Raw genomic sequence first — 25,010 nt, 5'->3', positions numbered from 1 at the left:
TGTGTGAAAAAGCCCGGGCAACCGGGCTTTTTTATTTGAAGACCACACAAATTAATCGAACAGGATGAGCTAGAGCTACTATTTACCGCGTCGGCACGTACACCGAAAATAGCTTCATCCCCTTCAGAGGAAAACCTCATGCACATGAATCGCCGCGAATTCCTGCAGTTGCTCGCCGTCGCCGCCGCCTCCGGCATGGCGCTGGACAGCAAATCCGCACTGGCGGGAAACGCACCCGCCAACTTTTACGACGTACCCCGTCACGGCAACGTCTCTTTCCTGCACTTCACCGACTGCCACGCCCAGTTGCTGCCTGTCTGGTTCCGCGAGCCCAACGTCAACCTTGGCGTGGGCAGCTCCTTTGGCAAAGCACCACACCTGGTCGGCCAACATTTACTGAAGCAGTACGGCATCAAGCCCGGTAGCGCAGAGGCACACGCTTTCACCTATCTCGACTTCGCCGAAGCGGCCAAGGTCTACGGCAAGGTCGGCGGATTCGCCCACCTTAAAACCCTGGTCGACAAAATGCGCGCCCAGCGCCCCGGCGCCTTGCTGCTCGACGGCGGCGACACCTGGCAAGGCTCGGCCACCTCGCTGTGGACCAATGCCCAGGACATGGTCGACGCCTGCATCAAGCTGGGTGTCAACGTCATGACGCCGCACTGGGAAGCGATGTTCGGCGCGGATCGCATGATGGAAATCATCAACAATGACTTCACGAAAGCGGGGATGGATTTTGTCGCGCAGAACGTCGTCACCAACGACTTCGGCGATCAGGTATTCAAACCCTATGTGATGAAGGAAATGAACGGGGTGAAAGTGGCCATCATCGGCCAGGCCTTCCCCTACACCCCCATCGCCAACCCGCGCTACCACGTGCCGGACTGGAGCTATGGCATCCGCGACGACAGCATGCAGAAATGGGTCGACGAAGCGCGCGCCAAGGGCGCCCAGGCCGTCATCCTGCTGTCGCATAACGGCATGGACGTCGACCTCAAGCTGGCTACCCGCGTCACCGGCATCGACGCCATCTTCGGCGGCCATACCCACGACGGCGTGCCGCAACCGGTGAAGGTCAAGAACGCCAAAGGCATCACGCTGGTCACCAATGCCGGCTCCAACGGCAAGTTCCTCGGCGTGATGGATTTCGACGTTCGCGGCGGCAAGGTGCAAAGCTACAAGTACCGCCTGCTGCCGGTGTTCTCCAACCTGTTGCCGGCCGACCCGGAGATGGATGCGCTGATCAAGAAAGTGCGCGCGCCGTATGAATCCAAGCTGAACGAGAAGCTCGCAGTCAGCGATGACTTCCTCTACCGCCGCGGCAACTTCAACGGCACCTGGGACCAACTGCTGGTCGATGCCCTGATGGAAGTCAAAGGCGCTGACGCCGCGTTTTCACCCGGCTTCCGCTGGGGCACGACCTTGCTGCCCGGCGAAGACATCACAATGGAACGTCTGATGGACCAGACTGCGATCACCTATCCGCAGACCACGCTGACCAACATGACCGGCGAAACCATCAAGACCATCATGGAAGACGTCGCCGACAACCTGTTCAATGCCGACCCCTACTATCAGCAGGGCGGCGACATGGTGCGGGTCGGCGGCATCGAGTACACCATCGATCCGACCAAGAAAATCGGCCACCGCATCAGCAACATGACCATGAAGGGCAAACCGGTCGACGCCAGCAAGACCTACATCGTCGCCGGCTGGGCCCCCGTTGCGGAAGGCGCGACCGGCGAACCGGTGTGGGACGTGGTCGCCAGCTACCTGCGCGACGTCAAGGTCATCAAAGGCGTCAAGCTGAACACGCCGAAAATCGTCGGCGTCGGCAAAAACAACCCTGGCATCGCGAATTACGACGGTTCGTATTCCTGAGCCTGCGTGCAGGGGGGTAACAAAAAAGGGGCGCATGCCCCTTTTTTGTTGCCCGCCAGGGCTTCGTTCGAACCCGCCCCGCCAGGGCTTCGTTCGAACCCGCCCCGCCAGGGCTTCGTTCGAACCCGCCCCGCTATGTCTTCGTTCGAACCAGCAACGCCTCCCAGGCCGGTCGGCCCAGCACTTCCAGCGTCTCGATATTGCGCTGGTAGATGGTTTCCGCTTCGGGAAACGCCTCCACCGCGCGGGCGATGCTCGCCTCGCGCAGCAGATGCAGCGTGGGATAGGGCGCGCGATTGGTGAAATTGCCCATGTCGTCGGGCGCCGTCCCTTCGAACTGGAATTGCGGATGAAAACTGGCGATCTGGATCACGCCTTCCAGCCCGTGCTCTTCGACGGCGGCCTCAGCCAACTGCATGAAATCATTGAAGTCGAGAAAATCCGGCAACAGGGTCGAATGAATCAGCAAGGTCGTATCGACCTGCTCGGGATCGGCCTCGGCCAGAAAATCCAGCTCGCGATCAAGGTCTTCCAGCCAGCCGTCCAGATGTTTGGCCGCGCTGACCACAAAACGGACCTGGTTTTTCACGTAAACCGCCTTGGCAAACGGGCACAGGTTGAGCCCAATGACGGCCTTTTCCAGCCATTCCCGTGTCGCCGCGATCACTTCGTCTTCACCCATTTTCGCCACTCCAAGCGCCTGTAAGAGCGGAACTTTAGCGGATACAATGCCCCATTGTTCGACGAACATGCCGCCGCCACCCTTTAACGTCCGCCAATAATCATGAAAAGCAGCGCTATCCGCCAGAGTTTTCTCGACTTCTTCGCATCCAAAGGCCACACCGTTGTCGCTTCCAGTTCGCTGGTTCCGGGCAACGACCCCACGCTGCTGTTCACCAACGCCGGCATGGTCCAGTTCAAGGACGTGTTCACCGGCCAGGACACGCGCGCTTACACCCGTGCAGTGTCGTCGCAGCGTTGCGTGCGCGCAGGCGGCAAGCACAACGACCTGGAAAACGTCGGCTACACCGCGCGCCACCACACCTTTTTCGAGATGCTGGGCAACTTCAGCTTCGGCGACTATTTCAAGCAGGATGCGATCAAATACGCATGGGAATACCTGACTACAGTGTTGAATCTGCCGACCGAAAAGCTCTGGGTCACGGTCTATGCCGAGGACGACGAAGCGTTCGACATCTGGCACAACGACATCGGAATTCCCAAGGACCGCATCATCCGCATCGGCGACAACAAGGGCGCACGCTACGCCTCCGACAACTTCTGGGCGATGGGCGACACCGGCCCCTGCGGCCCCTGCACCGAAATCTTCTACGACCACGGCGAAGGCATCTACGGCGGCCCGCCCGGCTCACCCGAAGAAGACGGCGACCGCTACATCGAAATCTGGAACAACGTGTTCATGCAGTTCAACCGCGACGAGGCCGGCACCATGCATCCGCTGCCCAAGCCCAGCGTGGATACCGGCATGGGGCTGGAGCGCATATCGGCGGTGATGCAGCACGTGCATTCCAACTACGAGATCGACCTGTTCCAGGCGCTGATCGCCGCCGCCGCGCGCGAGACGCAGACCGCCGACCTGACCAACAACTCGCTCAAGGTCATCGCCGACCACATCCGCGCCTGTTCCTTCCTCATCGTCGACGGCGTCATCCCCGGCAACGAAGGCCGCGGCTACGTGCTGCGCCGCATCATCCGCCGCGCCATCCGCCACGGCTACAAACTGGGCGCGCGTGCCGCCTTCTTCAACCGCATCGTGCCCGATCTCGCCGCGCAAATGGGCGAGGCCTATCCGGAACTCGCCAAGGCGCAAACGCGCGTGACAGACATCCTGCGGCAAGAAGAAGAACGTTTCTTCGAAACCATCGAACACGGCATGGGCATCCTCGACAGCGCGCTCAAATCGCTGCCCGCAGGCGGCGTGTTCGACGGCGTGTTGGCATTCAAGCTGCACGACACCTATGGCTTCCCGCTCGACCTGACTGCCGACATCTGCCGCGAAGCGAATGTCGCCGTCGACACCGATGCCTTCGACGCCGCGATGGCGCAGCAGAAATCGCAGGCGCGCGCAGCGGGCAAATTCAAGCTCGGCGCGGGCCTCGCCTATAGCGGCGAAGCGACCACCTTCCACGGCTACGACACGCTGGCGCACACCGGCAAAGTCCTCGCGCTGTACCGCGATGGCAGCACCGTCGACGAACTGCGCGAAGGCGAGCTTGGCGTCGCGGTGCTCGACCACACTCCCTTCTATGCCGAGTCCGGCGGCCAGGCGGGCGACTGCGGCGTGTTGCAGGCGGCCGGCGGCGTGTTCGGAGTGGAAGACACGCTCAAAATTCAGGCACACGTATTCGGCCACCATGGCGTCGTCAAAACCGGCAGCCTGAAAGTCGGCGACGAAGTGCAGTCCAGGGTGGACGAGGACAATCGCGCGCGCACCATGCGCAATCACTCGGCCACCCACCTCATGCACAAGGCCTTGCGCGAGGTGCTGGGCGAGCACGTGCAGCAGAAAGGCTCGCTGGTCGATGCCGACAAGACCCGCTTCGACTTCGTCCAGCCTTCGCCGCTGAGCGATGCGCAGATTCACGAAGTCGAGCGGCGCGTCAACGCGGAAATTCTGGCCAACACCGCCACCCAGGCACGCGTCATGGCCATCGAAGACGCGCAGAAAACCGGCGCGATGATGTTGTTCGGCGAGAAGTACGGCGACGAAGTGCGCGTGCTCGATATCGGCAGCTCGCGCGAGCTGTGCGGCGGCACCCATGTGGCGCGCACCGGCGACATCGGCCTGTTCAAGATTCTCGCCGAATCGGGCGTGGCCGCCGGCATCCGTCGGGTGGAAGCGACCACCGGCACCGGCGTGCTGAACTACCTGAGCGAAACCGAAAAGAATCTCGGAACCGTGGCACATCTGGTCAAGTCCACGCCGGCCGATACCGCCGAACGCGTGACGCAGCTGATCGAACACAGCCGTACGCTGGAAAAGGAACTGGACCGGCTGAAATCGAAACTCGCGGCCAGCCAGGGCGACGAATTGCTGCAACAGGCCGTCGAGGTGGCGGGCGTGCGCGTGCTCGCCGCCCGGCTTGACGGCGCGGATGCCAAGAGTCTTCGCGAAACAGCTGACACGCTGCGCGACAAACTGAAGTCCTGCGCACTGGTGCTGGCCACTGTCGCCGACGGCAAGGTCAGCCTGATCGCAGCCGTCACCCCCGATGTCATCGCGAAAATCAAGGCAGGCGAACTGGTCAACTTCGTCGCCACCCAGGTCGGCGGCAAAGGCGGCGGCAAACCGGATCTGGCAATGGCCGGGGGCAGCGATGCAAGCAGGCTGCCGGCTGCGCTCGAGTCGGTGTACGCATGGGCGCAAGGCAAGCTGACTTGAGCGCGCTGGTACGGATTTTGCCAATCAACCCGTAAAGACCCCACACACTCTTCACCGGTAAGCAGACATCATGAACTCACTGGCCGCCAAATTCGCATCTGGAATCGCTCGCCTCACCCCATTCGGCAAGGGGGACGAAGACCCGATCGGCAGCGTCAAGGCGGCCACGCGCTGGATTGCGGCATTGCCGATCGGCGATGCGTTCAAATGCCAACAATCCATCCTCGGCGAACTCAAGCGGCTCAACGAGAACTCGTCACATTTCACGAAAGATCGACTGGCGGTGTTGATGCTGCTGGACGAAAAGGCCCAGGACCTGCAAGACACCCTGGTCCAGCAATACCTGCGCAACCCGCGCATGTCGCGCTCAGTGGAAAGCCAGCTGTGGCACGCGGTATATGGCCTGTATTGGGAAAGCGCGCGCGGTTACTACACCTTCGTCCAGCTGTTCTCAACCCGCTCCGAAAAAAGCACGTACGAAAGCCTGATTCCGCTCATCACCCTGCGTGCGATCCGGGCGTTCGGCCACCTGCTGAAGTGGCGCTCGATTCGCTACCTGCCCGCGGGCGAGAAACTCTGGCTGCGCCTGCATAACCTGTATCGCATCGCCGAAAGCGAAGGTTTCAGCCGGCAACCCATGCTCGCCTACGCCGACGACAGCGCCGCCTGCAGCTGCGAATCGGCCTACCTGCACATTTCGATGGTGAGCCTGGCCAATTCCGGCACGCTCTATCCCAAACAGCTCGATCTGCTCGATCAATGGCTCAGAAGCTGGCAAATGCACCTGCAGCTGGACCGGCGGATGAGTCCCGACGCCCCCAGTTTTGTCGTCGACCTGTCAGCCGATCACGGCCCGCGCCGCGCGCGCAAACCCGATCTCAACAAACCCATGCGCTTCTGGACGACTTCGGCCCTGCTCCTCAAGCTGGACGAACTAAGCGCCGCCTTGCACGCAGGCAGCGCGCCGGGGCAGCTGGGACTGACCGAAAACGCCCGCACCGCCGAAAGCCTGGATCTGCTCAAACACCTGCAGCTCAGTTGGTCTTCGCTGACTTCCCGGGAACAGCGCCGCGCCCCACGCGAAAACATGAAGCGCATGTTCGATGTCGCGCATGGACACAGCGCCATCATCAGCCAGCTCAAGGTGGCGGATGCCCCCACCCAGCAGGTATCACCCTACGGCTCGGGACTGAGCTACAACGAGGCCGACGACGTGCAGGTGTACGGTTTCATCACCGAACGCACCCGCGAGCGCGTCTCGCAAATGCAGGCCCCCGTCATCCGGAGTTCCCCCGATGTCGAAAGCTGGGTGATGCATGACGAAAGCGAATGCGGCTTCGGCGCCATCGTCGAGTCGCGCGACAAGGACTGGCTGCGCGTGGGCGCGCTCATTTGTCTCAAACCGCACGAATCCCAGCAGTGGCAACTCGGCATTGTTCGCCGCCTGTCGCGTGTCAACGACGACAGCAGTTCGGTCGGAATCGAAACCCTTGCCGAACCCCCTTCCCTGGTGATGTTGTATGACCCGCCTGCCGTGTCGACCTATACGGTGGACGGCGTCGACCTGAATGGCACGAGCCAGGCGCACGCCAGTCTGTGGCTGGGCAACGGCAGCGGCAGCGGCCAGGAGAGCGTCGTCATCGATCCAGTCAATTTCATCCCCGGCAGGGCCTTCCAGATTCACGGCGTGTCCGAGATCAGAAAGTTCTCGCTGGGCAAGCCGATTGATCGCAGCGAAGGCTGGATCCGCGTCGCAGTCGAGCCCTATGTCGAGCCCGGCAAACCCGACCTTGAGCCCAGCACCGCAGCGGTCGACGACTAGAACCGGATCACGCCCAGCCTGTTTCACCTGACTGTCCGCTGAGGCGGGACCTCACACCCCGCAGCGGTCAGGTTTTACTTTCACCCGCTCTCTGGCACAATCGACGGAATTCCGACACGCGCACGATCCACTCCACCGCGATAGGTGCATGCGCGTTTGCGGCACCCACGATCTGGAGACTCAGTGGCCCAAACCAATAAACCCAGCCTGCTAATCGTCGACGATGACCCGCTCATCTCCGATACGCTTACTTATGTCCTGAGCAAGGACTTTGAAATCTCGGCCGCCGAGTCGCGCGCACAAGTGCGCAGCCTGCTGACGCAACTCGACGAACCGCCGCAACTGGCGCTGGTCGACCTCGGGCTGCCGCCGCACCCGCACAAGCCCGACGAAGGCTTTGCCCTGATCGCCGACCTGCTGAGCATCTCGCCCAGCATCAAGATTCTGGTTTTGTCCGGCCAGAGCGACGAAGCCAATGCACGCCATGCCCGCGCCCTCGGCGCGATCGATTTTGTCGCCAAGCCGTGCGAACCCGAACGCCTGAAATCGCTGCTGTTCAACGCCCTGCTGGTACAAGGCGCAGAACGCAGCGCCGACAAGGCGCCGGTTCCGGTCAAGGATTCCGGCATCGTCGGCGAGAGCCCGGCGATGGACAAACTGCGCCAGCAAATCAAGCAATACGCCGCCGCGCCCTTCCCGGTCCTGATCGAAGGCGAATCCGGCAGCGGCAAGGAACGCGTGGCTTCCAGCCTGCATCAGTTGTCGCCGCGTGCGGCCAAACCCTATCTCGCCCTCAACTGCGCGGCGATTTCGCCGACGCTGGTCGAACCCACCCTGTTCGGCTACGCCAAGGGCGCCTTTACCGGTGCGACCACGGCGCGGGCGGGCTATTTCGAAGAAGCCGAAAACGGCACGCTGTTCCTCGATGAAATCGGCGAATTGCCGCTGGAGCTGCAGGCCAAGCTGCTGCGCGTGCTGGAAAACGGCGAGTACCAGCGGGTCGGCGAAACCCAGCCGCGGTTTTCCAACGCCCGCATCGTCACCGCAACCAACCGCGACCTGCGTGCCGAAATCAAGGCCGGCCGCTTCCGTGCCGACCTCTACCACCGTCTGTCGGTGTTCTCGATCGCGGTTCCGCCGCTGCGCGAAATGGGACAGGACAAGCTCACCCTGCTCAACCACTTCCGCGACTTTTACGCCCGCGAAGCAAAGAGCCAGGCGTTTCTGCTCGACCCGCGCGCGCAACAGATGTGGGAGGACTATCACTTCCCCGGCAACGTACGCGAGCTGCGCAACATTGCGATTCGTCTCACCACCAAATACCCCGGCATGTCGGTCAACGCCCAGCAGCTGGAAGCCGAGCTCGACACCGATCAGGCCTATCCGCAGGAAATCCCGCTCGCCAACGACGGCAAGGCGCTGATCGAACTGGCGCGCAAGCAATTGCAGACCCAGGCCAACTTCAACCTCGATGTCACGCTGCGTCTGTGGGAGAAAGCCTACGTCGAGGCCGCGCTCAACATGACCCACGGCAACCTGTCCCAGGCCGCCAAGCTGCTCGGCATCAACCGCACCACGCTCTACAGCCGCATGCAGACCTACGGGACAGACTAGGGCGTGTTAATGCTCATTTCACGCCTGCGACGCGTTCAATTTGGGTGCAGTCCGCGAAGCGAGACGCGCCGCAGTGTCCTCACTGCAAGTGGCTCGCGACAAAGGAATGCGCCCAAATCGAACCCGTCCCTCCGGGTTGTCGCGAGAAAGCGTGTCTGCGGCGTTGCGCCGCTTGGCAAGAGATTACCCTTGCCGGTGCGACGCGCCTTGCATCCATCGCTTTCTCGCGGCAACGCAGACGCGAAATGAGCATTAACACGCCCTGATCCTGTGTACTTTGACTATTTCGGTCTAAAGGAAGCCCCCTTCCGCATCACGCCGAATACCGAATACTGGTATGCCGGCGGCCAGCGCGGGGAAATGCTCGCCGCCCTGCTGTACGCCATCGGCCAGGGCGAAGGCATCATCAAGGTGGTCGGCGAAGTCGGCAGCGGCAAAACCATGCTGTGCCGCAAACTGGTCGGCCAACTCCCCGATACCATCGACAGCATTTACCTCGGCAACCCGACCCTGCCGCCCGACGACATGCTGGCGGCGATTCTGGCCGACCTCGGCATCGACACCCCGGAAAACGGCCGCCAGGCGCGGTTGGCCCAGCTCAACACCAGCTTGCTGGCGCGCCACCAGACCGGACGGCGCGTCGTGGTGTTTGTCGAGGAAGCGCAAGGCATCGCGCTCGACAACTTGGAATTCCTGCGCCTGCTGACCAATCTGGAAACCGCGACCGACAAGTTGCTACAGATCGTCCTGTTTGGCCAACCCGAGCTGGACGCACATCTGGCCGAGCCGAGCATTCGCCAGCTCAAGGACCGCATCACCCTAAGCCTCAACCTGTCGCCCTTGAGCGAAAGCGAAGTCGCCGACTATCTGCGCGCCCGCCTCAGCGTGGCGGGCTACCGCGGACCCGATCTGTTCTCGTCCGCCCTGGTCACGCGCATGACGCGGCTTTCGGGCGGCCTGTCGCGCCGCATCAATGTGCTGGCCGACAAAACCCTGCTGGCGGCCTATGCCGGACAAACCCATACCCTGACTCCGGCCCATCTGGACGCGGCGGCAGGCGATGCCGAGATGCAGCCGCAGCGCTTCCGCAGCGGGCTCGGACCGCCCCGCTGGACCTGGCTCGCCGTCGGACTCGCAGCCGGCGTGGGGCTGCTGGCGTTCGTCGCCTGGATGGCGCTGACGCCGCCTGCGGCCATGCCCACCGCGCGTCCGACGCCAGCGCCTGTTGTCGCTCCGGCCGATCGCGTGGCTGAACAAGCCCGGCAAGCCGAGCGCTGGCTGGCCGCCGCCGCGCCCGGAACCCATGTCGTCCAGCTTGCCGCGGTTAAAGATGCCACGCAGGCAGCCGTAGTAATGGGGAGCCTGAAAACCGCCACCCCTCGACCGGTGCGGGTGTTGCATGTGCTAAGCCGCGGTACGCCTGCCTGGGTCATCCTGGCGGGCGAGTTTCCCGACCGCAACACTGCGCAAGCCGCGCTGGACAAGCTCCCTGCCGCCCCCGCCAGCCAGGATCTGCATCGGGCAACACCGTTTCTGCGCACGGTAGGCAAATTGCGCAGCGTAGTCTTGCCGACAGGATGACTGATTTCGTGTTTAACCGTGCCGTGTTTGAGCTCCCCGCCTTGCGTCACACCGGACCGACGGCCCTGGCACTGTGCAGCCTGCTTCTGGCGAGCGCCTGCGCCCCCCTGCCGACCTACGGCCCCTCGCCCTACCATATCCAGCAACCGGCCCCGTCTGCTACGGCCAGCAGCCCCCCCCCGGCGCCGGTCAAGGCCGCCCCTACCCTGGCGCCACCCAAGCTCTCTGCCCCGGTGCCAACGTATACGGTGGTGGTGAACGATGTGCCGGTGAAAGACCTGCTGTTTTCGATTGCGCGCGACACCCAGTACAACATCGACCTGTTCCCCGGCATCAGCGGGCGCGTCACCCTCAATGCGGTGAACGAACCGCTGCCGTCGATTCTCGACCGCATCGCGCGCCAGGCCGACCTGCGCTACGAAACCCACGGCAAGACGATCTCGGTCATGCCGGACACGCCCTACCCCAAAACCTATCGCGTCAACTATGTGAACGTGGCGCGCAATACCACCTCCAGCGTCGGCGTGGCCGCACAAATCGCCAGCACTGGCAGCGGTACCAGACAGTCCGGCAGCAGCGCCGGCACCTATAGCGGCAATTCATCCTCGACCACGGTATCCAGCCAGACCACCAACGATTTCTGGAGCGTGCTGGCGGAAAACCTGCGTTCGCTGCTGGCAGGCACCCGCGCCATCAAGCAGAGCGGCGAAGAAAAAGCCGCCCGGCTGCAGGCCGAAAAGGACGCGCGCGCCGAGCGTGTTTCGCAAACCGAAGCGGCCAGCAAGGCAGGCGGCGGCGCCGCCACCCTGTTTACGGCCGCATTCGGCAACCAGCCCGCCGACAGCAAGAACGATGTCGCGGTCAACCCGATGACCGGCACCGTATCGGTGCTCGGCACTGCGCGGCAGCACGAGGTGGTCCAGCAATACCTGGACAGCGTCACGCAGACTTCGCAGCGCCAGGTGATGATCGAGGCGACCATTGTCGAAGTGCAGCTCAAGGACCAGTTCCGTGCCGGCGTCAACTGGAACGAACTGGCATCAGGGATGACCGGATGGGCGATCAATACCGGCGGTGCGCTGACCAATTTCGCCAATACGCTGCAGCCTTTCTACTCGATTTCCTACACCAGTACGCCGCAATCGAACTTCAAGGCCACCATCGACCTGCTGGAATCCTTTGGCAACACCAAGGTGCTCTCCAGCCCCAAGCTGATGGCGCTGAACAACCAGACCGCACTGCTCAAGGTGGTCGACAATCTGGTGTATTTTTCCATCGAAGTGCAGCAGGGCACGCTCTCCTCCACCGGTTCGCCGCTCACCCTGCCGACCTACACCACCACCCCCAACACCATCCCGGTGGGCATCGTCATGAGCGTCACCCCGCAGATCGGCGAGAACGGCATGGTCTCGCTCACCGTGCGTCCGACCATTTCGCGCGTGGTCGGATTCAAGGAAGATCCCAACCCGGCGCTCAAGCAACTCAACAACAACATCCAGAATCTGGTGCCTGAAATCCAGGTACGCGAAATGGAATCCCTGCTGCAGGTCCGAAGTGGCCAGACCGTCATTCTCGGCGGTCTGATCCAGGACAACACCAGCTCGAACCGCGACGGCCTGCCCGTGCTGTCGCGCCCCGACGGGTTCGGCGCGCTGTTCGGCCAGCATGAGCGCAAGAACAGCCAGTCCGAACTGGTGATCTTCCTGCGCCCCGTGGTGGTCACCGATCCCAGCCTGGAAACCAGCGAGCTGCGCCAGTTCCAGCACCTGCTTCCCGATGCGCGGAGCGTGCAGTGAGCCTGCTGCTCAAAGCGCTCAAACAGGCAGAATCCGCCAACACCAACAAGTCTGGCGCAGGCCGTTCTGAGCCGCGCAAACCGCACGAGGGCGACCTTGAACTGGAGCCCGTCAGCGCCGACGACGCACAAACCGACCCGGCCCAGGCACGCGAATGGGTAGAGCCGCCCGACCTGCTGTTTGACAGCAGCGGGGTTGTACCTAAAGCAGCACCCCGCCGCAGCCGCGCCTTCCGCTGGCCGCAGCTTTCGCTGGTACCGTTCACCGCCGCGCTGGCGGCCGTGATCGCGCTGGGCTACGGCATCTATCTTTACTTCGCCCTGCAACCGCCAGCGCCGGTCGAGCTGCCGGCGGCGACCGTTGCCGCGCCGGCCCCGCTGGAGCCGGCCCCAGTCGCGGCGGTTACGGTTGTGCCAGTCGCCCCGGCATTGCCCGCGCCGCCGGCCCAGACGGCTGCAGTCGAGCCTGCGCCCACCATTCCACAGGCTGCGCCCGAACCCCGCACACCAGCGGAATCCGCTGTGTCGCCCGCGACGCGTAGCGCGCCGCGCACCAGCGGCGCCTCTACGCCAACGGCATCGCCGGCATTCCGCCCCGATGTGCAAAGCACTGTGTTAAATCAGGCCTACGCGGCCTATCAGCGCGGTGCCCTGTCCGAGGCGCAACGGCTCTACACCCAGGCGAATGCCGGTGGGAACAATGTCGACGCCTTGCTGGGTCTGGCCACCGTCGCCAGCCTGCAAAACCGCGAGGCCGACGCCCAGCAGCTGTATCGCAAGGTGCTCGCCGTCGATCCGCGCAACGCCACGGCGCAGGGCGCCCTGCTCGACCTGCTCGGCAACACCGACGGCCAGGCCACCGAAAGCCGCCTGAAAGCCCTGATCGAACGCGATCCCAGCCCGCATCTCCATCAAACCCTGGGCAACCTCTACGCCGGCCAGGGGCGCTGGAACGACGCCCAGGCCGCTTATTTCGAAGCCTGGCGCGGCGCCCCGGGCAACGCCGATTACGCATTCAACCTCGCGGTCAGCCTCGACCAGCTGCATCAGGCGGCGGCTGCACTGACGTATTACGAAAAAGCCCTCGCGACGCCAGGTGCTCATCGCTTTGATCGCGCCGAGGCCGAAGCGCGCGTACAGCAACTGAAGCCGGTTCGTTAAGAGCAGTCGTATGGAGCGCCGTAAAAAACTCCGCATGGGCGAAACCCTGGTCAGCCAGGGACTCATCACGCTCGACCAGCTGCGTATCGGCCTGAAGGAACAGAAAATCTCCGGCCTGCCGATCGGCCGCCAGCTGGTCGCGCTGGGCTTCATGACCGAAGCGGTGCTGCGCGACCAGCTCGCCAATGCACTCGGCAGCCAGGGCATCGATCTCACGCAGGTAGTGGCCGACCCCGAAGCGCTGCACCTGGTGCCGGAAGACTTCGCGCGCCGCCACCACCTGCTGCCAATTGCGCACGATGCGACGCGCAACGTGTTGACCCTGGCGACCACCGACATGTTCAACGTGGTCGCGCTCGACCAGTTGAAAGCCGCGCTCGGCGGCCAGCTCGAAATCGACACCCTGCTGGCGGGCGAGGCCCAGCTGCTCGAGTGCATCGACAAGTTCTACGGCTTCGATCTGTCGCTCGACGGCATCCTGCGCGAAATCGAAACCGGCGAAGTCGATTACGCCAGTCTCAATCCCGACACCGAGGAATACACCCAGCCGGTGGTGCGGCTGGTGGGTGCGCTACTCACCGACGCGGTCAAGCGCGAATCCTCCGACATCCACTTCGAACCCGAGCATTCCTTTCTGCGCATCCGCTACCGCATCGACGGCGTACTGGAGCAGATCCGCAGCCTGCACAAGGCCTACTGGCCGGGCATTCTGGTGCGGTTGAAAGTGCTGTCGGGGATGAACATCGCCGAAACGCGGGCGCCGCAAGACGGCCGCATGTCCTTGACGCTGAACGGCCGCCCGATCGACTTCCGGGTATCGTCGCAGCCCGGCATCCACGGCGAAAACCTGGTGCTGCGGATTCTCGACCGCGAAAAGTCCATCATGCCGCTGGAGTACATGGGGTTCACCGACGATGCCCTGCGCGAGCTGCAACTGATGATGGCGCGGCCGGAAGGCATCCTGGTCGTCACCGGCCCCACCGGCTCCGGCAAAACCACCACGCTGTATTCGATGTTGTCGCACCTCAACAACGAGACCGTCAACATCATGACGCTGGAAGACCCGGTCGAATACCCAGTCACCCTGATGCGCCAGAGCTCGGTCAACGAAACCCTCAAGCTCGATTTCGCCAACGGCATCCGTTCCATCATGCGCCAGGACCCGGACATCATTCTGGTCGGCGAAGTGCGCGACAAGGACACCGCCGAAATGGCGTTCCGCGCCGCCATGACCGGCCACCAGGTGTTCACTACCCTGCACACCAATTCGGCACTCGGCGTGTTTCCGCGCCTGATGGACATCGGCATCCTGCCCGGCATCCTGTCCGGCAACATCATCGGCGTCATCGCCCAGCGGCTGGTGCGCAAGCTGTGTCCGCGCTGCAAGGAAGCCTACACCCCGGACGAACACGAAGCCCGCATCCTCGGTGCCGACCCGGAAAACCCGCCGACGATCTATCGCGCCACGGGTTGCCCCGCCTGCAGCAACAAAGGCTACAAAGGCCGGCTGGCGCTGATCGAAGTGCTGCGGATGGACCCCACCCTCGACGAACTGGTGGCCAACCACGCGCCGCTGCATGACATCCGCCGCGCCGCGTTCGAGCATGGTTACCGCCCGCTGGCCGAAGACGGCCTGCAGCGCGTGCGCGATGGCATTACCACGCTGGATGAAGTGGCGCGGGTGGTGGATTTGACGGGGCGGGTGTGAGGATGGGACGCGCGTTATTTTTACCGTCAGCGGTTCTGCAATGGCTTCGCGTTTCGCCTGCAGGCGAGTCACTTTCTTTTGCTTCGCCAAAAGAAAGTAACCAAAGAAAAGGCGACCCCTGGTGTGTCGGCCTTCGGCTCCCCTGCGATGCTCGCCGCCCGAGGCAGGGCTGGAACTCGCCCTGGCAGGGCACACAAAACGTGCCCTGCTGCGGAGCTCAGACACCCAGCCCCTTTTTCCCTCGGGCTGCTGCGCTTCTCGGCGACACACAAGGGGCTTCACTGCGAGCACCTGCGCTTGGTCAAAGAATGGCTTCACTCGCTGGCGGCTCCCGGGTTTACTCCCCTTCAGCGCTGCCGATTGGGTGTGTGCGGGCGGGGAAAAAGTGGAACCGTGTCCGAGTTCCGCAGCACGGGGCGGTTTGTGCCCCGTGCCAGGGCGAGTTGGTGGAACGCCCGCCCGCGCGCGCCCAATCGGGAACCCGCAGGGCAGCGATGTGGGGTCGCCTTTTCTTTGGTTACTTTCTTTTGGCGAAGCAAAAGAAAGTGACTCGCCCAAAGGCGAAAAGCGAAGCCTCCGCCCACGCACAAAACATAACGAAGAAAAGCTAACCCATGCCCTTCTTCGACTACCGCGCCATCGATCAGACCGGCCGTTCCGTCAAAGGCACGCTGTCGGCCGTCAACGACGTCGATCTCGAGCTGCGGCTGAAACGCATGGGGCTCGATCTGGTCACGCTGGCCGAGCTGTCGCGGCAGTACGCGCCGCAGGGGCGTGAGCGCGTCACCCGGCGCGATCTGGTGACGTTCTGCATCCACATGCGCTATATCACCCGCGCTGGGATTCCGCTGCTCGACGGCCTGCGCGATCTGCGCGACACCATGGACAAGCGCGGCTTTCGCGACGTGCTGACCGCACTGCTGGAAGATCTGGAAGGCGGCAAGGTGTTGTCGCAAGCGCTTGCCGCGCACCCGGCGGTGTTCGGCGCGGTGTTCGTCCACAGCATCAAGGCGGGCGAGCAGACCGGCCTGCTGGATACGGTGTTCGAGCGCCTCGGCGAGTCGCTGAAATGGCAGGAGGAAGTGGCGTCGAAGGCCAAACGGCTGATGATTTACCCGGCCATGGTGCTGGTCGTCGTCGGCGCGGCCATTCTGTTCCTGATGATTTATCTGGTGCCGCAGGTGCTTACGCTGGTGCAGACCATGGGGGTGGCGCTGCCCTTGCCGACGCTGATCCTGATGGCGATCTCGAACGCGATGCGTTCCTACTGGCTGATCGGCCTGCTGCTGATACTGGCGGTGGGCATCGGCTTGCCGCTGTGGGTCAGGAAAAGTGAATCCGGCCGCGATTGGTGGGACCGCACCCAGTTGCGGCTGCCGGTGATCGGGCCGATCGTGCAGAAAATCGTGCTCTCGCGTTTCACCAACACGTTGTCGATGATGTACCGCTCCGGCGTCACCGTACTCGACGCGCTGCGTGCCGGCGAAATGGTCGCCGGCAACCGTGTCATTGCAAGCGGCATCCGGCGCGCCGGTCAGCAGATCGCCGATGGCCGCGGCCTGTCCGAAAGTTTCCAGTCGCTGGGACTGTTCCCGCCGCTGGTGATCCGCATGCTGCGGGTCGGCGAGACCACCGGCGCGCTCGACGAGGCGCTGGACAACGTGACGGTTTTCTATAACCAGGAAGTGCTCGACTCGATCGATAGCGGCCTGAGAATTCTGGAGCCCGCGCTGACCGCCATTCTCGGCCTGCTGCTCGGCGGCATTCTGGTGTCGGTGCTGTTGCCGGTTTACGACCTGATCGGGAACCTGCCGCTATGAGCCTGGCCAGTCTGTTCGATCACCAGTTGATCCTGCTCGCCACGCCGCGCCAGATTGGCGTGCTCAACTGGCGTCCGGGACAGATGCACTGGCTGGGCGAGTTTGCCGCCGATGCCGCGGGGCTGGCGGGTTTCAACAAGCTCATCCTCAAGCACGCGAAGCTGCCGGTTTTGCTGGTGGTCGACACGGTGGATGAAGACTATCGCAGCGATATCCTGCCGCATGTGCTCGGGCGCGCACGCGACGAACTGCTGGCGCGCAAGCTCAAGCAGGTGTTCCGCAACGCCCGCTTCATGGGCGTCTGGCGGCAGGCGCGCGAAACGACCGGCCGCCGCGACGACCGCTACCTGCTGGCCGCGCTGACCGATGCCGACTGGCTGACGCCCTGGCTCAGCATCCTGCACCGCGAAAAAGTGCCGCTGTCCGGCATCGTCCCGCTGGCGCTGGCCTGCCAGCATCTGCTGCTCAAGCTGCGCCAGCAGGAAACGCACACCCTGCTGGCGTACCGCCTCAACAACAGCCTGCGTTTGTCCTATTACCACGACGGCCTGCTGCGCTTTTCCCGCCTGATCGGGGGCGACACCCCAACGCAACTGCCCAGCAATGCGGCCGACGAAATCGGCAAAACCCAGCTTTATCTCACCGGGCAGCGCATTCTGCCGCGTGAGGCCCGGCTTCATGTGCTGCTGATCGACCCCAGTGGCCAGCTCGACTCCGCGCTCGCGCCGCTCAACGCCGACCCCGCGTTCAGCGCCCGCCTGATCGATCTCCCCACGCTGGCGCGGGCGCTGCGCATTCCCGACAGCTTCCTCGCGGCCACGCCCGAAATCGCACCGCTGGCCGCGCTTGCCGGCGAAGCGCTGCAGCTGAATCTGGCGCCGCCCGAACTGCTGCAGCATCACCTCGAATTCCGCTGGCGGCGCGGCCTGCACGCAGTGGCCGCCGGCATCGCCCTGCTCGGCGCAAGCGCCAGCGCCGCCTATTGGCTGCACGCGCAGGACCTGAACGAGCAGGCCCGGCAACTGAGCCAGCAACAAGTCCAGGTCGATGCCCGCTACCAGGCGATCGCACGCGGCTTTCCCACCCGGGCCGCGACCCCCGAGCAGCTGGCGCAGACCGTTGCGCTGGCGCGCCAGCTCAGCATTCCCGAACCGGATAGCGCCGCGCTGATGGTGGCCGTCAGTCAGGCCATGCAGGCTTCGCCCATGATCCGGCTCGATACCCTGAACTGGGTCAACGCACCCGAGCCGCAGGGCCCGGCGACCATCACGCTTGACGCTGCGCTGACGCCGTTCGACGGCAACTACCGCGCCGCCATGCAACAGATCCAGAATTTCATCCAGACCCTGCAGGCGGTACCCGGCCTGCACAATGTGAGCCTGGCCAGCAGCCCGGTCAACGCCGACTCCAGCCAGACGCTGACCGGCAAAACCTACGCGGCCAGTCTGGCCGACACCCCGTCGGCGCGTTTCAGCCTCACGCTGGAATTCCGTCCGGACAATCAGGAGGTCCGGCCGTGAAACGCCCGCCTGTTCCCGCGCTCAAACTGCCGCTGCTGCTTCTGCTGGCCGTCCTGCTGCTGGCGATCGTCGGCATCGCCTGGACCCAGGCCCAATCGCGCCAGGCCGAGTCGGCCCTGTTGCAGCAGCAAAGCGCCCTCAATGCCGCGCGCCAGCAGCTCGATCACAGCCGCCAGCAGGAGCGGCTGATCGCCACCCATCTGACCGCCTACCAGGCCCTGGTCGAGCGTGGATTCGTCGGCACCGAAGACCGCCTGGCCTGGATCGAGGCCGCGCAACACGCCAACCGCGACGCCGGACTCTACGGCCTCGATTACCGGCTGACGCCGCGCACCGCTTCGCCCGCCGCGCTGGCCCAGGGCCTGCCGCTCGGCCAGACCGTGATGACACTGACCCTGCCGCTGTTGCTGGAAACCGACCTCAGCCGTTTTCTGGACGCGCTGAAGGCACGCGCGCCGGGCGTGTTTCGCGTGCAGGGCTGCCGCTTGTCGCGCATCAACGAAGCGTACGCAGGCGCAGGCCGCGCACCCCAACTCAGCGCGGAATGCGATCTGCTGTGGTTCACCGTGGCCGAAAAAACCGCACCCGCCAACGCCAATCCACCCGACGGAAACCCCGCGCCATGAAGACGCCCGACCGCAAACGCAAGAACCTGCCGGCCCGGTTCATTCTGCGCAGCCTGACGATTGCTTGGCTGACGCCGCTCCCGCTGGGCGCGGCAGACGCTCAGGCTGCCGAACTCGAACGCCTGTTTTTCACCCCGGCGCAACGCGCCGAAATGCAGGCCGGTCGTGCCCGGCCGTCGGCCGCCCGTTTGCAGCCGGGACTGCCGGGCGAGCTGGATGCGCCGCCCGCACCGGTCCAATTCGACGGCGTGCTGATCCGCTCCGACGGCAAAACCACGCGCTGGGTCGATGGCAAGGTGCAGGCCGGCACCGCCGGCATCGCCAACATGAAGCCGGGGCAGATCCGCGCCAACGGCAAACTGTACGAACCGTATCAGGTGCAGCGTCCCCAGCCCGACACGGACACCGAAAAGGAACCCACGCCATGATCAAGACCACGCGCGGCTTCACCCTGATCGAGATGGCCATCGTGCTGATCATCATCACCATCCTGATCGGCGGGCTGGCGGTGCCGTTGTCGGCGCAGATCCAGGCGCGGCGGATTGCGGAAACCAAAAAAATCATGGAAGAAGCGCGGGAAGCCATTGTGGGCTATGCCATGTCCCACTCATGTAGTTGTGTCTATGACGCCACCGGCACACTGATACCAGCCACACCGACACCATCACCAACCACATGCACATCAACCTGCCCCGCCAACGACTCCAGTTTGGCCGGTGTCACACTTCAACACGCGTATTTACCTTGCCCTGACACCTCCGGCACTACCAACGGAAACGAAGACCGGAATTTCGCCAGTGGCGCCTGCGAAGAACAAGTTGTCGGTAGCGGGCTATCCCACGGCTATCTACCGTGGGTCACTCTGGGCGTTGCGCAGCAGGATGCATGGGGCAATCGCTTGCTCTACGCAGTCAACACCACTTATTCGCACAAATATAGAGGGTTTTCAACCAGCACCGCGCTGGACGATCCCTTGCAGATCTGCAGCACGCACAGCTGCGCCACCCCGGATGTCGCAGCGAATGTTGTATTTGTTCTGGCTTCATTCGGTCCTAACGGCTGGGGCGCGCTCAATGTCAACGGCAACACGCTGGCCGCGCCAACGGGCGCCGACGAACTGGAAAACAAAGAAATCCCCCCAGACTCCACGTATGTAAGTCGCATCCCCACCCAGGTCGGCGGTCCGGGCGGCGAATTCGACGATTTGCTTGTTTGGGTTTCAGACAGCCTGCTTAAAGCGCGTGTCTGCCCTACGGGTTCGAGCTGTTCTCCGTAGCCTGCAGGCAAAAGCTCACCCGCCCCGCCTCGTTGTCCGTCAACTCCAGCCGATAGCCGACCCGCGCCGCCTGCCGCGCCGCCTGATACAAGCCAACTCCGAGGCCGAAATCCGACGCCACCGGACTCATGAACAGGTTGCGCGCCACATGCTCGGGCGCGGCCACGCCACTGTCCGTCACCGTCAGGCTCACCAGCGGATGCAACCCCAGCCGTACCTCCACTGCCACGCCGGGCTCGGTCTGGCGTTTGCGCAGCGCATTGGTCAGCAGGTTGTCCACCACACTGTCGAACAGATCCTGCGGCAAAGGCGTGTCGTCGAGCGCGTCGGCAAAAAATTGCACGTCGTCGTGCTCATAGCGAAGTTGCAATGCACTCCACCAGTTCTGCGCCGGCTGCTGCGCCACGTCCATTTCGTTGGGCTGCTTGAGTTTGTCGACGGTCTGCGACAGCCGCGCCGCCAGCTGCGGCAGCTGGCGTTTCATCAGCGCCAGCAGGCGATCGCTGTCTTCGGGGGTCGACATGTCGGCCGCCGCGAGCAGGGTTTTCATCGATTGCAGAATGTTCTTCACATCGTGCGTCAGCCGCGCGCCGGTGTCGTGGATCGCCTGGCTGTAGGCCTGTTCGCGCAGGGTCTGTTCGCGTACCTTGGCCGCGTAAAAATAGCCCAGCAACTGCGACAGCAGCCGTACATGCAGGGCCAGCGCGGGGGTCAGCGGACGCTGCGACTGCCAGGTCAGCGCCAGCCCATGAAACGCATGGCTCACGCTGTGTTCGGCCGGCTCGCCGAACGTGCCCTCGCCGCGCGCCGCCTGCCAGTGCCCACCGCGGATCCAGGTCAGTTCCTGCAGGTCGGCCAGCGCGTCGCGCACGAAGGATTCAGGATCGCGTTCGCGCTCGGCGCGCGTGGCCAGCCGTTGCGCCCAGCCTTCGAACGGCAGCCCCACCGACAGCAGATAGCGCGAGGTCACCTGCCCCAGCCCGCTGAACCCGGCGCGCGGATTCCACAGCCACGACAGCACCAGCAGCAGCGCCGCCATCCCCAGCAGCGTCTGCACCAGCGCCCAGGCATAACTCACCTTGGCCACCGCCACCACGGCAAATACGCCCAGTGCCATCACCATGATCAGCAGCGACAGCATCAAGCCGTAAATGAAATCGAGCGTGGACGAGGTGCTGCGCTGGCGGCTGGCGGGCAAAAACAGGATCGCCAGCGGCAACAGCGGCAGGCCGAAGCGCACCGCATCCTGAAAGCCCTCGGGCAAGGCTGCGGCACCGCCCAGACTTTGCGGCAACACCCAGGCCAGCAACAGCGCCAGCAGGTACGCCAGCGCCAGCAGATACGCCCAGCGCGGCCCGCGTTCGTTTTGCGAAGTGGCCACCGCGCCCACCAGCCCCGCCAGAATTGCCAGCCACAAGGCCATCACCCAGCTGCCATCCAGCAACACCAGCATCGCGGCCATGGCAAAAACAGGCAGCGCCAGCCGCGGCTCGATGCGCGTTTCGCTGCGCACCAGCGGTTGCCACAGCAGAAACAAACCGTAATGCGCGAGCAGGAATGCCCGCGTCAGTGCCACGTCAGCATCGAACACCACCGCCGCGTGCAAGGCCAGCAGCATCAGCGCCAGCCAGCGCCCAGGCGCCACCCGCGTGAAGAGGGAGGTCAGCGAGGTCAGCCAGGCCTGGCGCGGCGGCAATTCAATCGATTCAGTCATGAAAAACAGGTCAAAGAAAACAAGGCGGTTAAGGACATTTGCGACATCCCACTGTTACGGCATTGCTGCGGCGAAATGGAGCAGGCCTCCAACCAGCGCCACGCGAATTTGACGGAAACCCGGCGGGGGTGTCGTGTTTTCGTCAAACCGCCTTGCTCGACCGGCCACATTTTGTGGGTTTTTTCTTTAAAAACATAAGCCTAAAAACAGACCCTCCCTGGCACGAGTTTTGCAAAATATTCAGCAAGCCATAATAAACGGAGCGCTTCGCAATGACTCACCCCCAAATCAAACGACGCCAGTCGGGTTTCACGCTGATCGAAATCGCCATTGTGCTGGTCATCATCGGCCTGTTGCTGGGTGGCATTTTGAAGGGGCAGGAGCTGATCAACAATGCTCGGGTGAAGAATCTCGCCTCCGATTTCCGCAACATTCCAGTATTCATTTACGGCTATCAGGACAAATTTAAGGCACTACCAGGCGACGATATTGCGGCAAGTACGCACATGGCCAACGCTGACAATGCAAGCACTGGCGGCACACTGGGGAACGGACGGATTGAGGGCGCCTGGGACAGCACAACTGACACTGATGAGTCCTTCCTATTTTGGCAACATGTGCGTTTAGCCGGCTTAGCGCCCGGACCAACCGACCAAACCGCACTTGATTATCGGCCTGTAAACGCTGTTGGGAGCCCCATCGGCATTCAGAGCGCCGCGCCATTTACCGGCATGACTGGCGGCACCTATTTCATTTGTTCTAGTGGAATATCCGGGAAGTTCGCTAAGCAGCTCGACGCTCAACTAGACGACGGCAATACAGCGTCTGGTTCCATGATGGCGGGAACCGCGCTCCCAGCAAGCATTGCAACCGCGTCTATCGTTGACACCACAAACTACACTGTTTGCATGGGAATTTAATTCTCCCATCGCATGACCCAAGCCCGCTTCGGCGGGCTTTTTCTTGTCCCTATCGCACTGTTCGTGCTGAACACATCACCCCTGCAGCACCCTGAACTCCGCCGCCGCCAGCCCATCGGCGGCGCCGCGCAGCATCAGCACATCGCCCACCCGCACTTCCGTCTCGGGCTGGGGGTCCACGCCCTTGATGCCCTGGCGGCGAATCGCTACTACCTCCACCAGCAATTCATCCAGCATCAGTTCTGCCAGGCTGCGTCCCACGGCTGCGGCGCCTTGAGTAACCAGAACGGTATGCAGGCGCGGCTGGCTTTCCTGATCCAGTGTGCTGTCGGCGTCCGATGCGCCGCGAAAAAAGCCGCGCATCATAGCGTAGCGTGATTCGCGCACCATGCGGATGCGCTTCAGCACCTGCGACAGCGGCACGCCCAGCAGCATCAGGGCATGCGACGCCAGCATCAGCGAGCCTTCCATCACTTCCGACACCACTTCGGTGGCGCCGGCTTCCTTCAGCGCATCGATATGCGCATCGTCCATGGTGCGCACCACCACCGGCAGTTCCGGCCGCAGTTCGCGCACATGCCGCAGGATGGCCATGCTGGAGGGCAGATCGGAATAGGTGACGACGATGGCCTGCGCGCGCGACAACCCTGCCGCCACCAGCACTTCGCGCCGGCTCGCATCGCCGTACACCACGGATGCGCCCGACGCGGCCACGGCGCGGATGCGTTCAAGGTCGGCATCGAGCGCGACGAAACTGATGTCCTCGGCCTCCAGCAGACGCGCCAGGTTCTGTCCACTGCGGCCATAGCCGCAAACGATGACGTGCCGGGATTTGCCGAAGGTCTTGACTGCGATGTCGTGTACTTCCTTGGCCCGCCCAGCCCATTCGTTGCCGGCGATCAGCCGCGTCAGAACGTCCATGTGGTTGATCACCAGCGGCGCGATCAGCATCGACAGCACCATGGCTGCCAGAACCGGCTGGGTGATTTCGCTGCCCAGCAGTTTCAGGTCGGCGGCCTGCGCCAGCAACACGAAACCGAATTCGCCCGCCTGCGCCAGCCCCAGCGCGGTACGGACGGCCGTGGGGCGGGTGCTGCCGAAAGCCATGCCCAGTCCCGCCACCAATGCAGCCTTGCCGATCATGATTGCCGCCACCAGCAGCAACACGTCGCCCCAGTTCGCTGCGATCAGCATCAGATCGAGCCGCATGCCGATGGTGACGAAGAACAGCCCCAGCAGGACGTCACGGAAGGGCTTGATGTCGTCTTCCACCTGGTAGCGGTATTCCGTTTCGGAGATCAGCATGCCCGCCAGAAACGCGCCCAGCGCCAGCGACAGGCCGGCGGTCTCGGTCATGAAAGCCAGGCCGAGGGTGAAAAACAGGAGGTTCAGCGTGAACAGTTCGGGCGATTTGCGCGACGCAACCCACTGAAACCACGGGCGCATGACACGCTGGCCGACGAACAGCAGAAAGCCCAGCACCAGAACCGCCTTCAGTATCGCCAGCGCCAGAATCGAGGCCATTTCATCCGATTCGCGCGCAAACGCCGGGATCAGGATCAGCAGCGGCACCACGGCCAGATCCTGGAACAGCAGTGCACCAAAAATCTGGCGCCCATGCGCTGTCTGGATTTCCAGCCGTTCAGCCAACAGCTTCGATACGATCGCTGTCGACGACATCGAGATGATGCCGCCCAGCGCAATCGCGGCCAGCAGCGGCAGATCGAGCAGCCAGGCAATCAGCGCAGCCAGCGCGATCGTCAGCCCGACCTGCGCACCGCCAAAGCCGAACACCGTCATGCGCATGGTCGTCAGGCGCGGCAGGCTGAATTCGAGTCCGATGGAAAACATCAGGAACACCACGCCGAATTCAGCCAGGTAACGCGCCTCTTCGCTTTCCGGAATCCAGCCCAGCGCGAACGGCCCGATTGCAATACCGGTCACCAGATAGCCCAGCATGGTCGGCAGGCGCAAGGCGCGTGCAGCAGCCGTCACCAGTACGGCAACGGCAAGCAAAATCAGGACGAGTTGGAGACTGCTGTGCATACGCGTTTTTTGGATTTCAGCCCATCCCGACAGTCGGGGGCCCGCTTGCGGGACATCGGGGGATGGGGGCCGAACAGGCTGCCGGATCGTGGTTACGAGGAAGGCTTTAGTATACTTGCCGAC

At 63.4% G+C, this 25,010-nt stretch carries 17 protein-coding genes; 14 read left to right on the top strand and 3 right to left on the bottom strand.

All coding sequences use genetic code 11. The features are described 5' to 3' along the window. Positions 1 to 138 precede the first annotated feature (138 nt). Positions 139 to 1,881, top strand: coding sequence for a thiosulfohydrolase SoxB (gene soxB, locus IV098_RS06910; RefSeq protein ID WP_296887404.1), 1,743 nt, complete (start codon positions 139 to 141; stop codon positions 1,879 to 1,881). Between the two features lie 133 nt (positions 1,882 to 2,014). Here the strand turns inward: soxB and IV098_RS06905 are convergent, their stop codons facing one another. After that, positions 2,015 to 2,563, bottom strand: coding sequence for a DUF1415 domain-containing protein (locus tag IV098_RS06905; RefSeq protein WP_296887402.1), 549 nt, complete (start codon positions 2,561 to 2,563; stop codon positions 2,015 to 2,017). A 102-nt stretch (positions 2,564 to 2,665) separates the two neighbouring features. Between IV098_RS06905 and alaS the strand changes: the two genes are divergently transcribed. The 12 genes from alaS to IV098_RS06845 all read left to right on the top strand — a co-directional run bounded on the left by alaS (position 2,666) and on the right by IV098_RS06845 (position 20,207). Next, on the top strand, positions 2,666 to 5,284 hold the full coding sequence (gene alaS / locus IV098_RS06900) for an alanine--tRNA ligase (protein WP_296887400.1): 2,619 nt from the start codon (positions 2,666 to 2,668) through the stop codon (positions 5,282 to 5,284). 70 nt (positions 5,285 to 5,354) lie between these two features. Beyond that, positions 5,355 to 7,106 carry a hypothetical protein gene (locus IV098_RS06895; RefSeq protein ID WP_296887398.1) on the top strand — a complete coding sequence of 584 codons (1,752 nt, stop codon included), beginning with the start codon at positions 5,355 to 5,357 and terminating at the stop codon, positions 7,104 to 7,106. Positions 7,107 to 7,289: 183 nt separating this feature from the next. Then, positions 7,290 to 8,720, top strand: a complete 1,431-nt coding sequence (locus IV098_RS06890) for a sigma-54 dependent transcriptional regulator (protein WP_296887396.1) — start codon at positions 7,290 to 7,292, stop codon at positions 8,718 to 8,720. 270 nt (positions 8,721 to 8,990) lie between these two features. Next, positions 8,991 to 10,301: an AAA family ATPase gene (locus tag IV098_RS06885; RefSeq protein WP_296887395.1), complete on the top strand. Its 1,311-nt coding sequence runs from the start codon at positions 8,991 to 8,993 to the stop codon at positions 10,299 to 10,301. Positions 10,302 to 10,309: 8 nt separating this feature from the next. Next, positions 10,310 to 12,097, top strand: coding sequence for a pilus (MSHA type) biogenesis protein MshL (mshL, locus tag IV098_RS06880; RefSeq protein ID WP_296887392.1), 1,788 nt, complete (start codon positions 10,310 to 10,312; stop codon positions 12,095 to 12,097). Continuing rightward, the gene (locus tag IV098_RS06875) at positions 12,094 to 13,257 is read left to right on the top strand and encodes a hypothetical protein (RefSeq protein WP_296887390.1); all 1,164 of its coding nucleotides are present in this window, start codon (positions 12,094 to 12,096) and stop codon (positions 13,255 to 13,257) included. The genes mshL and IV098_RS06875 overlap by 4 nt, the downstream gene beginning before the upstream one ends. Positions 13,258 to 13,267: 10 nt before the next feature. After that, positions 13,268 to 14,965, top strand: coding sequence for a GspE/PulE family protein (locus IV098_RS06870; RefSeq protein WP_296887388.1), 1,698 nt, complete (start codon positions 13,268 to 13,270; stop codon positions 14,963 to 14,965). 614 nt (positions 14,966 to 15,579) lie between these two features. Then, positions 15,580 to 16,785, top strand: coding sequence for a type II secretion system F family protein (locus tag IV098_RS06865; protein WP_296887386.1), 1,206 nt, complete (start codon positions 15,580 to 15,582; stop codon positions 16,783 to 16,785). Continuing rightward, positions 16,782 to 18,305, top strand: a complete 1,524-nt coding sequence (locus tag IV098_RS06860; RefSeq protein ID WP_296887384.1) for a monoheme cytochrome SoxX — start codon at positions 16,782 to 16,784, stop codon at positions 18,303 to 18,305. The genes IV098_RS06865 and IV098_RS06860 overlap by 4 nt, the downstream gene beginning before the upstream one ends. Beyond that, positions 18,302 to 18,931 (top strand): hypothetical protein, encoded by a 630-nt coding sequence (locus IV098_RS06855; protein WP_296887382.1) that lies wholly within the window; start codon positions 18,302 to 18,304, stop codon positions 18,929 to 18,931. The genes IV098_RS06860 and IV098_RS06855 overlap by 4 nt, the downstream gene beginning before the upstream one ends. Next, positions 18,928 to 19,359 (top strand): hypothetical protein, encoded by a 432-nt coding sequence (locus tag IV098_RS06850; RefSeq protein WP_296887380.1) that lies wholly within the window; start codon positions 18,928 to 18,930, stop codon positions 19,357 to 19,359. The genes IV098_RS06855 and IV098_RS06850 overlap by 4 nt, the downstream gene beginning before the upstream one ends. Next, the gene (locus IV098_RS06845) at positions 19,356 to 20,207 is read left to right on the top strand and encodes a prepilin-type N-terminal cleavage/methylation domain-containing protein (protein WP_296887378.1); all 852 of its coding nucleotides are present in this window, start codon (positions 19,356 to 19,358) and stop codon (positions 20,205 to 20,207) included. Before IV098_RS06850 ends, IV098_RS06845 begins: the two co-directional genes overlap by 4 nt. Here IV098_RS06845 and IV098_RS06840 read toward each other — a convergent pair. Further along, positions 20,182 to 21,921: an ATP-binding protein gene (locus tag IV098_RS06840; RefSeq protein WP_296887376.1), complete on the bottom strand. Its 1,740-nt coding sequence runs from the start codon at positions 21,919 to 21,921 to the stop codon at positions 20,182 to 20,184. The genes IV098_RS06845 and IV098_RS06840 overlap by 26 nt on opposite strands. A 272-nt stretch (positions 21,922 to 22,193) precedes the next feature. Here IV098_RS06840 and IV098_RS06835 point away from each other — a divergent pair, with 272 nt between their 5' ends. Next, positions 22,194 to 22,841 carry a prepilin-type N-terminal cleavage/methylation domain-containing protein gene (locus IV098_RS06835; protein ID WP_296887374.1) on the top strand — a complete coding sequence of 216 codons (648 nt, stop codon included), beginning with the start codon at positions 22,194 to 22,196 and terminating at the stop codon, positions 22,839 to 22,841. A 75-nt stretch (positions 22,842 to 22,916) separates the two neighbouring features. On the opposite strand, the gene IV098_RS06830 is transcribed toward IV098_RS06835, so the two are convergent. Continuing rightward, entirely contained in the window at positions 22,917 to 24,887 is a 1,971-nt protein-coding gene (locus tag IV098_RS06830; protein ID WP_296887372.1) for a monovalent cation:proton antiporter family protein, read from the bottom strand. Between the last annotated feature and the right edge of the window lie 123 nt (positions 24,888 to 25,010).

The sequence above is a fragment of the Thiobacillus sp. genome, assembly GCF_018780105.1.
Lineage (GTDB): Bacteria > Pseudomonadota > Gammaproteobacteria > Burkholderiales > Thiobacillaceae > Thiobacillus.
This window is presented reverse-complemented; position numbering and strand designations above follow the sequence as displayed.